The following is an 11,925-nucleotide window of genomic DNA, read 5'->3' on the forward strand; positions in this document are numbered from 1 at the left end:
AAGTTTACACAGGTAAATGACCGGGGTGATCGAGGAAAACCCACGCATCTGCAACGGGGAAATATGACGGGTATCACTATCGGAGACGGCATATGGATTACCAAGAGTTAGCCATTCCACCATCCCTTCGGCTTTCGTTGCCACGAGAAGACGACGCCGAGGATCTGTTTTTGCTGGTGCAGCAGGAAAAAACACGACTCAGTCAGCATCTATCATGGCCGCCATTAATTAACGACATTAAGGATACGCTGGCCAATATTCGGCAAAATCGCGCTGATTTTGCCGATGGGCGATCGGCGGTATATGTGGTGCGCTGGGACGGCAATATTGCAGGGATAGTCTCCTATAACACCATTAACGATAAACAAGCGGAGATCGGATATTGGTTAGCCACCGCGTACCAGGGCCAGGGGGTGATGTCCCATGCGGTTACCGCTCTAATGGACTGGTATGAGGCTGCTGGCAAACTGGATACGTTCATTATCCGCTGTGGCGCTGGCAACCGGCCTAGTAACCGGCTAGCTCAGCGCTTGGGGTTTGTTTTTGATTATTGCCAGGTGCGGGCGGAGAAAATCGGCGACCATTATGTTGATCATAATGTCTACTGTCGCCAATATATCAATCGCTGAATCTGTCTGTTACCCGTGTAAAATTAACCCGTTGCCGGAACGCTCAGCTGTTAAAAACCGATATCCCGCAATTCCAGCGCCTGGTCGCTCGCCGCTACTGGCCCAATAAAATGCGCCAGGCTGTGTAGCCACTCGGGTTCAAACTGAACCTGAGACCCGGACATCGTCGGTTCACCAGCGTGGGTGGTTTGATGGCCTGTGGTCGGGTTGATCGCACTGAACATGGCATTTGTTTTGTTTTTCATAGGAATATCAACGGTGATATGGATTCTTTTTTGGCTATCAACCAAATGGAGCGCCGAACCGATTTTGATCAGGTTGCAGGCATGTCCATCCACCGGGCTAACTATTTTTCGCCACCAGGACTTGGGCCGGACGATGGTTAAGATACCGTTAATGTCTTTGGGGTCGCTGACGAGTTGTTGTAATAGTGCGTGTGCCGAGGGATAGAGCTTACCCTCGGTATGCTGGGCATGCTCAAATTCACTGATTTTTGCCCCTTTCAGGTTGGGGATGGCACGATAGGCCACGCCCTGCTTGAGGGTATCGGCCACTGCGGTGGCACAGGACACGCAGTTGGTTTGGCCTACGCCATGTATGCCCAGCCATCCGCACACGGCTGCCAAGGGCCTTAACGCCCACGATGCCCTACCTTGATGATTCACGTCGTGCAGCAGTTTATCTTCAATATAACGGGTTAAGTGTTCGGCATAGACGGTTTTATCTGCCGCCGGACCGGGATATCTCGGGAGTGGCGTTTGTGGTTCAGGTGCTTTAGGATTGCAACGCAACGTTGTGGTGCCGAGGTGACTGTCAATGTCGCCAACATCGTCAATACGATCGAAATCATCAACGCACTCAACATCATCAATGTGTTTAAAATGATCAACGCTATCAACATGAGTCACGTTGCCTATCTTGTGGCAAGACTGGCTGTTGGATTGATTAACGGGTGTAACATGTCCAGGGAGCTTGCCGGTGGGCTGTGACGCGGAATGCACATTGTATAGCGTAGATAATGATTTACTAGCGTCAGCCAATTTATCGCCAGATCCCGCTGAAAGTACGGGGAGAATATCATTTTTTTTGACTGAAATAGCGACATCAGACGTATTATTCCGTACAATTTTTAATTGCGGTAATAATTTAGTGACTATTGACTTCGATGCATTAATTACATCACTTACATTCACTAATACGTGTGATATACGTTGAGGGATAGATAAGAATGAATTAGTTATCATATTATTTACTATGTTTGCATTTGGTGGGTTACTCTTTTAATACCTAAAAAAAAGATAAAAGTAAAATAAATCGGGTTTCCGGTAAAGCTATTTTCTAGGCCAAAAAATAGAAAAATAACACCATAAATCGACTGCTGGAGGGCACAATCATGGTGACGATGGGGATTGACGGGAGCGGGCTATAATGAACGTTAATGACCGGGTATTACCCCCGTCGTTTATCTGTATAAGTGTCTGAGGATGGCTGAATCTCATCCTTGAGGTTCAGCCTTTGGGCCAGCGTATGCGCAGTTCAACTCTGTTCCAGACCGATTTGAGCTGCGTTGCTGCCTTCGAGAAACTCGAATGATCGCGTTATAGGTTATTTGCGGTTTTTATCCTGCAACTGCGGCAGGCCGCTGTTGTCAGAGGCGGACAGCAAGCCGGTACTCATATAGTTAATCAATTTTTCGCGGGTATCAGCGATATCCAGATTACGCATGGTCAACTGGCCGATTCGGTCTTCTGGAGAAAAGACCGAATCGCCTCTTTCCATGGTAAGCCGTTCTGCCATATAGGTAAGGTTATCCGATACGGTATTAAGAATCGAATAGTCGTTACCGCGGCGCAGTTCAAGGGTCACCTCACCGGTGATTTCACTGGCAATCCAGCGCTGGGATGAGTCGCGCAACATCAGAGCCTGGGAATCAAACCAGCGGCCCTGATAGAGCAGGCGACCTAGCTGACGGCCGTTGGCGTGGTATTGTGCGATGGTATCCTCGTTATGGATCCCGGTCACCAGGCGTTCATAGGCAATGTACAACAATGCCATACCGGGGGCTTCATAGATGCCACGGCTTTTTGCTTCGATAATGCGGTTTTCAATCTGATCGCTCATACCCAGGCCATGACGACCGCCGATCCGGTTGGCTTCTAGCATTAGTTCAACCTGATCGCTGAACGCGATGCCGTTGATGGCTACGGGCAAACCACGTTCAAAACGCAATGTCACTTCTTCCGCCACCACCCGAACACTCTCATCCCAAAATTTTACGCCCATGATGGGATTGACGATTTTAACGCTGGAATTAAGGAACTCCAGTTCCTTGGCTTCATGGGTGGCACCCAGGATGTTTGAATCGGTAGAGTAGGCTTTTTCCGTCGACATTTTATAGTCAAAACCCGCCTGAGCCATAAACACTGACATTTCATGGCGTCCGCCCAGTTCATCGATAAAATCAGTATCCAGCCAGGGTTTATAAATTTTCAGTTCGGCGTTGGTGAGCAATCCGTAACGGTAAAAACGCTCGATATCATTACCTTTATAGGTACTGCCGTCACCCCAAATGTTGACACCGTCCTCTTTCATGGCGGCAACCAGCATGGTACCGGTGACCGCCCGGCCCAGGGGAGTGGTATTAAAATAGGTTACGCCAGCGGTGCTGTTATGAAAAGCGCCACACTGCAGGGCTGCAATTCCTTCTGCGACCAGTTGCTTGCGGCAGTCAATCAGTCGGGCTTTTTCCGCGCCGTAGGCTAGGGCTTTGCGGGGGATCTCTTCGTAGTCCTCTTCATCCGGTTGGCCAAGATTCGCGGTATATGCGTAAGGCACCGCCCCTTTCTGACGCATCCAGAGTAACGCTGCGCTGGTGTCCAATCCGCCGGAGAAGGCGATACCCACTCGTTGGTTGACCGGGAGGTGCCTGAGAATTGTTTCCATTAATATGAGCCCTATAAGAGAAAATATACTGCAAACTGTTTATTACCTGGTGTCGCAAACGAGCGTAGGCTCGGTTGCTGACCAAGTCTTGTTGCATTCAGTTGTTAACTTCATCCTGGCCACACGCAATGGTTTGCCCGTTAGCCCACAGTTCGGAGCCCTGTATGACGATGGCTATCGCCTTGCCGCCTCGGATGAAAACGCTATGCATCGCAGGGTTCATCTTAAGGAAACTCAAGCCAGAACGCTACCCTGTAAATCATTGCATTTTACGCGCAGGAGATCGACGAGTTTACCCCATCCCGATGTGCAAAGGTGATAACGGCGAAGTGAGACAGTTTAGCCGCATCGGTAGTTTGGCATCGGCAGGGTACTGTGTGCGTTGGTGGGATCATCATTGTGATGGCTAACTGGCCGGATACCCGGCGATACTTGCGGCGTAAATTAACCCAGCGATCGGTACACGGGTTTAATACTGCATCTGATACAGGTATCAGATGCAGAAAGGGTTCTGGGAATACCCGCCGTTTAACGGAATAAACGCAGTTTTTTTTTGCTTCTAAATTCCGTATATCGATTGGGAAGTTTGGTTCTACTTTTATTTTTTTTGTGCATTAACAAGGAGAAAACCATTAATGCGACCAGTAAAATCAACCCCACTACGGGTAGAATGATTTGCATTTTATCACCTGGTATAAAACGACATGTATTTACTGTGTGTAAGTTGTTACCCATAGCTGTGTTAACCGGTCTGCGCCGGATAACACGACTTCACCTATAAAATGACGCTGATTCTTTACACTAACGCCGAGGTTAGTCTACGACGTTAACGCAAGATATACATACCTTGTTTAGGGTATTTGACGCGGAAATGTGATCCTTATGGCTGATGAGGAATAAATAGCGCCACTTCGGTGCCGCCTGGACCACCTTGTATTGTTAAGCGCAGTCCGAGTTTCTCGGCCCGGGCATGCATCCCCGACAGCCCCCGCGAGCTGGGTCTGATGGTTCCTGGCAAGATGCCGTGGCCGTCATCCGTTATCCGTATGGTGACTCCGCTATCGTCTGGTCGCACCCCGATGTGAATATGTGTGGGCTGCGCATGTTGAAGGGCGTTATTGATGGCTTCTTGCACGATCCGCAGAATTGACAGGGCGGAAGCGGGGGTCAAATAGGGTAACGGGGGAATAGGAATCACGTCCCATTCCAGGGTGATCCCCAAGGATTGCAGGCGGGGTTGCAACCGAAAGCGTAGATTTCCCAATAGCGGTAATAGGTCGTGTTCGGTTAAATCCAGTGAGTCGATAATTAAGCGTAAATCCTGCAGGGACTCTTCAATATGACGTGCCAGTTCCTCCCGACAATAATCCTTGCTGCGAGCCAAGCGCAGTGCAGTGATCAACTGGGCGCCCATCCCATCATGCATATCTTGTAAAATGCGTGCACGTTCGGCGAGGATGGCGTCCTGCATCTCCAATTGGCTAAGTTTCCGGTCGATAATAAATCGCTCGACAAAAAAATAGGCCAAAACGATACAAAACGGCAATGCGCCAGCAAAATTCCAGCGAAAGCTGTCCCAGGGCAACTCATCCATGATAATGAGGTAGGACTGGCACACCGTAATCGTCCACAACAGTGCCGTCAGCGACAATGCGGTGTATTTCAACGAGTGTTGCCGCCAACCAAGATGCAATAACAGGCCAATGGGGACGAGTCGCAGCAAAACATGGGGCCAGGTGAGCAGCCAAATCTGATCCGTTGGCACACCGAACAGCATTATGAGGGCGCTGACGGTTAAGGTGAGCATGGTCAAGCCGTGAAGCACCGGTTCAAACCAAGGCAATCTGGCACCGGAAAGCCGGTATCCGGCGAGACACAAGACCCAATTTAGGAGGGTGGCGGACATCATCCGTAATGCCTCTTGGGTCCCCAAAGCAACGGTCAAATCGGCAAGATAGAACAAGAGAATAATAAGACAGAATAACAACGCAAACTTAATAATTAACAGCCGACGTTGTCGCCACGTATAGGCCACTAAAAAACATAAAGAGCCTGAAATTAGAAAAAAGATAGCATAACGCGCCACATCTTGGGCTAAATATCGGTTAAACCACTGAGTATATAACGGAATAGCTGAACCCAGATGGATCACCGACAGCCCGCTGCGTTGCGCACGATCGCCTTGTATCTTGATAAACAGCTGGTTGTCACCGATATGAAATAACCCTGATGGCAGCACTAAATAGAGTGGAGCATCATTCATGGGGATAACGTCAATACCACGGCCGCGGTTAAAGCGTACGCCAGGGTTAAGTAATGAGCCGTTCAGCCAGACTTCCCCCGCCACCGAAAGATGTGGTACATAAAGTGCCAGGGGTTGCCTGGGAATGTTGTTTAAACAAAAATGCAGCCGATACCAGGCAAAACCGCTAAAACCGGGAATTCGTCGCCGCCAACTATCCGGTAGCGCCACGCTGAGGCCGGCTTGTCTGGGCGGTCTATCCTGATTGGAAAAAATAAATTCGGCGTGATCGAGCAACCGGGTATTGTCAGGGGGCAAGATCACATCGGGTAGGGGATGAGCCGAGCATGGCGAGGCTGATAATAGCAGCCAGAACACGGTGGCTAAGCACCAGCCAAATCGCGATGGCGGTGTGTCTGTTTGCATTAAAGCAAACCCTGCTGCTTGGCCTGAATGATGGCCGCCACACGATTATGCACTGCCAGTTTACTGTAAATATTTTTAATATGGGTGGATATGGTGTGAGTTGAGAGCGTTAACCTGCGTGCTGATTCAGCTACGGTAAAACCCTGTGAAATAAGTTTAAGGATATCTATTTCGCGTGTGGTGAGGATCTGCGCCTTGGCGGCGGCAGTCAATTTCTCCGCCGGTCCCAAACGTTTTAACAAATGTTTGGCGATTTGCGGTGATAATGGTGCACCTCCGTCATGCACCAACTCCACTGCCCGTGAGAACTCCTCTATGGAGGTGTCTTTGAGCAAATATCCCCGAGCCCCTGCTTCGATAGCACGAATCACATGGGCCTCATCGCCAAAGATGGTGGCGACCAGAACCGCCGTGGGGTAACCGCGTTGTTGCAATGATGTGATCAGATCAACACCATCCCCGTCGCGCAAACCTAAGTCGACAATTGCCACATCGGGTATGGTGTGACGTAACACTATCCAAGCATCAGCCAGGGTAGCCACACTGCCGACCAGGCTAAGTTTGCTATGGGATGCCACCATGGTTTCAAATTCCAGGCGCATGACTTCATCGTCTTCAACCAGTAACACCTTAATGCTGGTAGTCTTCATTATTTCTATGACGCCGAGGTAGTGGCTCTGTAAACAGAGCCAAAGTCTACATAATGGCTCAGGCGGTTAGGCACCACCGAACAGGATTTTATTGTGGGTTAACGATTAAATTAGCTGATATTCAGTTTTGCATTTTATCAACGAATTGGGAAGTGCTGCCGAAAAAGAGCCCGGCTTTTTTGGAAACCTCACCCAGCAGAGCATTGACCTGCGGGTTATTATTTCATTTTAAATACGATTTTTCTTACTCGATCCAGTGTGTCGGTCACAATACCTGCCAGTTGCGTCCTATTTATTCTTTTGGTGGCTATTCTTTTGCCGGCCTATGCATGCTTTTTGACTTTCTTATTCAGTTTTTTTGATTAGATACGCCGGGCAATGTCGGTTAAATTAACACTACAATTTACCTGATATCATAGAAGATTGATCTTATGCTTACTGCAATTAATAATGGATTTTCTCGGTTCGTGGACGGACAGGATGCGGGTAAGCTGCTGTTGCGCTTGACCTTTGGTATCCTAATGTTGTTCCATGGTTATGCAAAAACCCAACATGGTGTCAGCTGGATTGTTGATCTGCTGCAAAGTCATGGGCTGCCTGGATTTATTGCGTACGGCGCGTTTATTGGCGAAATTGTCGCGCCTATTATGATTATCGTCGGTTTTATGACCCGTTTTGCAGGATTGGTTTTTGCCTTTAATTTGTTGGTGGCCACGTTATTGGTGGGTATGGGACATTTTTATACGCTGACCGAGGTGGGCGCTTGGGCGTTGGAAACGGAAGCACTGTATTTCTTTGGCGGCCTTATTATTATGCTGGTGGGGCCGGGTAAATATGCCATGATGAAAAACTGAATATAAGGTTTGCGCAGTGGAATAACAAAAGAATGTTATTCCATTGTGTTTTTTACCGATATCAGGATCACCTCGCAGGGTTTTTCAATTATCAGCCCACTCAGCCTTTTGCAGGTAATGGTAAACCGCATTCTGGCCACGCACCTTACGACGTCGTACACTCTTGACATAACAATTACTCATTTCCTTATCAAGAATGCGCGCTTTTACCGTGTCGTTAAACAGCAGGTCGAGAGTATCATTCACCTGGCGGCGTACCGCGTCACTGAGAAGCTCCACACCGACTTCGATACGGTTATCAATATTGCGGGTCATCCAGTCGGCTGAGGAAATGAATATCCGGGGGATGCCGCGGTTATGGAATTGATAGACCCGGTCATGTTCCAGAAAACGATCGAGGATGCTGATAACCTGGATATTCTCGCTGATATCCGGCAAGCCTGGCGCCAAGGTACACATGCCGCGCACCAACAGATTAACGGGCACACCGGCGGCAGAGGCGGCGTACAGTCGCTCTATCAGTCCGGTGTCCACCAGATTGTTGATTTTAAGCCTGATCCCCGAGGGTTGGCCGGCGGAGGCGGCGGTTATTTCAGCATCGATGAGCTTATACAACCGGGCGCGTGCATTTAACGGCGAAACGATCAGCCAGTGAAACTTCACCGGTCGGTAGGGGTTTTCGATAAAACTGAATACTTGACGCACTTCGTTGGTGATGCGTTCATCTTTGGTGAGCAGCGCATAATCGGTATACAGCCCGGCGGTGCTTTCATTAAAATTGCCGGTACCTAAATGGGCATAACGCACCAGTTTGCCGGCTTCAAGACGACTGATCAGAAATAGTTTGGAATGAATTTTCAGTCCAGGTACCGAAAAAATAACCTGTACACCCGCATTTTTCAGCCGGCGCGACCATTCCAGGTTGGCCTCTTCGTCAAAACGGGCCTGAAGTTCCACCACCACCGTGACCTTTTTACCGTTGCTGGCCGCATGGATCATGGCGTCCATGACCCGCGATTGCCGTGCTACCCGGTAAATATTGATCCTGATGGTCACCACCAAGGGATCAAACGAGGCATGACGCAGGATCTCAAGCGTGTGCTCAAAGGTATGGTAAGGATAATAAAGCAGAATATCCCGCACGCTAATGGCATCGAACAGATTGCGATAACCGGTGAGATGCGGGTGTTGCAACGGCGGCATTGGCGGATTGAGCAGATTTTTTCTGCCCATAGCAGGAAAACGGATGAAATCACGAAAATTATGATAGCGTCCCCCGGCAATCACCGAGTCGTAATCCTCAATGCCTAGTTTGTTATAAAGCATGGTCAGCATGTCTGGCGGCATATCGCGCTGATAGGTCAAACGCACCGGCTCGGCCTTGAGACGCTGCCTGAGCCCGGAAGACATCATCTCGGGCAGGCTGGTGTCGGTCTCCATGGACAGATCGAATTCAGCATCCCGCGTCATTTTCATCGAACAGGCCTGAATAGTGTCGTAATCGAAGAAAACGCCGAAAATATCATCCAGACACAGGCGCATCACATTATCCAGCAGGATAAGCGGCTTGCGGCGCCGTGAACCGGCATCTGCCGGCAAGGGGATAAAGCGCGACGTCTTATCGGACGGGATTTCCAACATGGCATAACGTACCCCGGTACCCTTGACCATTTCCACGACCAGGTAGGTATACTCATCGCGCAGAAAGGTGACCAGGCTGGTATCTGGCTCAATGAGAATAGGGAAGATGAGTGTGCGCAGCGACTGGCGAAAATAGTTTTTAATCCAATCACGCTGCGATTCGGAAATTTGCTGCTCATTGAGAAGGAATATCTGATTTCGTGCCAATTCACGCAGCAGGTCATTATACAAGGCGTCAAATTTTTCATTGGTTTGTCTGATACGTTGCTGCACCTCGTTCAACAGCCAGGTATCGGCATCACCTCCCAGCGCTTCACTGATGAGCCGCCGACGCCGCAGATCGGCAAAGCGGACCTTATAAAACTCATCACGGTTACTGGAGTAAATACCTAAAAAGCGGATACGTTCTACCAGTGGGTTTCGGGGGTCCTCTGCTTCCTGCAATACCCGTTCATTAAAGGTAAGCCAGCTCAGTTCCTTGTCCATATGAAAAATAGGCGACACGACAACTCCTTGTGATAACAGTCGATAATGACCGCTTATTATGAGATTTGTTGATGACAATTATTCGCGTCTTGGTTTTTTTGTACATAACGTTGCGAAATTTTTTCCGTCAGGTGCTCGGTCGTGACGGTATACACCAGTTTTGGCGCGAAAGCGGTTTTTATGCTTCATCTTCATATGGGGGGCGAATGGCGTTTCGCCGGATAAACCGCGAAGGGGTATTTTACGAGTATTGTAACCGCGGTTTTCGTGCCGGGATCACTTTATTGTTGATGGCTGAATAAGTGTTGTGCAACGCCACTGTACGGACTGGAAAGGTTTGGCGCCGCCGCTTATCGCGTTGTCCTGGACCTGCGGAAAAAGCGGCGCAATGAACGGATCCTGGTCTTACCTCCTGGCCAGGACCGGTCTGTGTGATGGTGGTAATTGCGGCTTGCCGATTCTCTTATCGAACAGACCACCTATTGCGCTTAGCCATGGTGGTGTGTTTCCCCATGTTGTTGCTTATTATTAGGTTTATTCATCATCTTCATCATGGCCGGCCCACCACTTTTCAGAAATACAACGATAAGTATCAGTGAAATCAGAAAGAAAATGATATTCAATACGGCAGTATAATTGAGTTCAAAATTAACCTGGGTTATCGACATATCACGCTGCTGGGGTATCATTCCTAAAAGGGAAAAAATGATCTGCACCAGTGCGCCGGCTCCGACCATGGCGATATAAAAAATCGCAAACAAATAAGCAGCCATTTTTGCGCCATAATACTTACGATAAATATTAATAATTGGAGGGATAATCAGATCTGCAAATATAAAAGCGGCCACACCGCCGAAACTTAACCCACTATGCCATAGGATGACCGCCAAGGGGATGTTGCCGATGGAGCAGGTAAAGGAAATAATGGCGATTAAAGGACCCAATAAGATACCCCAAACGACAGCAAGCGTTGGGTGTCCGAGTAAAAAAAGTGATGACCAGAAATCTTTCGGTACCCAAGCGCCCAACATGCCGGCAATCAGTAATCCGACACCGATATCTTTCCATAGCATGGACCAGTTCATCACAAAATAATGGCTGATGGCGGTCCAGCCTTTAGGTGATAATAACCGTTCCTTCCAGCCCCCTTCACGCTGACCCATAGACATGGCGGCATGGCCGTCCATGGGGCCGCTAACATCGCTTTCCGCGTGGTGGATGGCCTGCTTTTTCAGGCCCTTTCCCGGAAAGGTATGAAATAACGCGACAATGATGGCAACCATAATAAAGCTTCCGACAAACTCAGCCACCGCAAATTGCCAGGACAAAAGTAGCCACATTAATATCATCAACTCTAACACTAGATTGGTCGCCGCCAGTTGAAACACCATAGCAGATACAAAATCGCCACCCTTACGTACGATAGAACGGGCCATCGCTACAGCAGCATAGGAACACGAAGACGAGATGGCCCCCAGGGACATGGCCTTCAATAACGAGGTGACCCGTGAATCGGGTAACAGCTTGGACATTTGGTTTTTCGATATAGCGACTTCAATGATTGCTGAAAACAGGAAGCCCAGAGAAAGACCCCAAAATATACTCCACAGCATATACAAAGACATACTCATAGCATGCCAAATTTGGTTCACCATAAACAGGGCCCCTTTGTTGATATATTTAAAACGAACGTTGATCGGCAATATACTGCAATATTGAAACTGATGTTGGTCGTAGTCTTTTTTTTAGTCTTTAATCGCCATGAGTATAATAATTAACCATGTCTGCATATGACACGATGATATTTGGCTACTATTAATTAATCACGTAACCCTTAACTTTAGGCTAAGCATCATTTAAGGATAATCTATGAATTTCATTGAGTCGACTATTTGGGCGTTTTTTTTCGATCGACTGGTAATGTCTTACCTGCGGGGGATGTCAATCTGTCATCAGTGAGTGAAAGACAGCGCCAGGAATAAAAAAGCCGTCATCGACGGCACAGCGTGAGTCCCCCTTCAGGGTATGGTGTTACCCTGAAGGGGCAGGGGATC

General features: G+C 48.6%; 8 protein-coding genes. 2 read left to right on the plus strand and 6 right to left on the minus strand.

Annotation, left to right across the window (positions count from 1 at the left end; translation table 11 throughout):
• Window positions 1-92: 92 nt before the first annotated feature.
• Window positions 93-629 (plus strand): GNAT family N-acetyltransferase, encoded by a 537-nt coding sequence (locus SJI19_RS15970; RefSeq protein WP_323479258.1) that lies wholly within the window; start codon window positions 93-95, stop codon window positions 627-629.
• 50 nt (window positions 630-679) lie between these two features.
• Here SJI19_RS15970 and SJI19_RS15975 read toward each other — a convergent pair whose 3' ends face one another.
• From SJI19_RS15975 to SJI19_RS15990, 4 genes are all read right to left on the minus strand, one after another.
• Window positions 680-1,537: a toxin glutamine deamidase domain-containing protein gene (locus SJI19_RS15975; protein ID WP_323479259.1), complete on the minus strand. Its 858-nt coding sequence runs from the start codon at window positions 1,535-1,537 to the stop codon at window positions 680-682.
• 697 nt (window positions 1,538-2,234) lie between these two features.
• Entirely contained in the window at window positions 2,235-3,572 is a 1,338-nt protein-coding gene (gene argG, locus SJI19_RS15980) for an argininosuccinate synthase (RefSeq protein ID WP_323479260.1), read from the minus strand.
• A gap of 880 nt (window positions 3,573-4,452) precedes the next feature.
• Window positions 4,453-6,240, minus strand: coding sequence for a sensor histidine kinase (locus tag SJI19_RS15985; protein WP_323479261.1), 1,788 nt, complete (start codon window positions 6,238-6,240; stop codon window positions 4,453-4,455).
• Complete coding sequence (locus SJI19_RS15990) at window positions 6,240-6,890, minus strand: response regulator transcription factor (protein ID WP_323479262.1); 651 nt, start codon at window positions 6,888-6,890, stop codon at window positions 6,240-6,242. Before SJI19_RS15990 ends, SJI19_RS15985 begins: the two co-directional genes overlap by 1 nt.
• Window positions 6,891-7,321: 431 nt before the next feature.
• Between SJI19_RS15990 and SJI19_RS15995 the strand changes: the two genes are divergently transcribed.
• Window positions 7,322-7,744 (plus strand): DoxX family protein, encoded by a 423-nt coding sequence (locus SJI19_RS15995; RefSeq protein WP_323479263.1) that lies wholly within the window; start codon window positions 7,322-7,324, stop codon window positions 7,742-7,744.
• Between the two features lie 84 nt (window positions 7,745-7,828).
• Here SJI19_RS15995 and ppk1 read toward each other — a convergent pair whose 3' ends face one another.
• Window positions 7,829-9,871, minus strand: a complete 2,043-nt coding sequence (gene ppk1, locus SJI19_RS16000) for a polyphosphate kinase 1 (RefSeq protein ID WP_323479287.1) — start codon at window positions 9,869-9,871, stop codon at window positions 7,829-7,831.
• Between the two features lie 488 nt (window positions 9,872-10,359).
• Window positions 10,360-11,526 (minus strand): permease, encoded by a 1,167-nt coding sequence (locus SJI19_RS16005; protein ID WP_323479264.1) that lies wholly within the window; start codon window positions 11,524-11,526, stop codon window positions 10,360-10,362.
• Window positions 11,527-11,925 lie beyond the last annotated feature (399 nt).

It is taken from the genome of Acerihabitans sp. TG2 (genome assembly GCF_035013185.1).
In the GTDB taxonomy this organism is placed as follows: domain Bacteria; phylum Pseudomonadota; class Gammaproteobacteria; order Enterobacterales; family Enterobacteriaceae; genus Acerihabitans.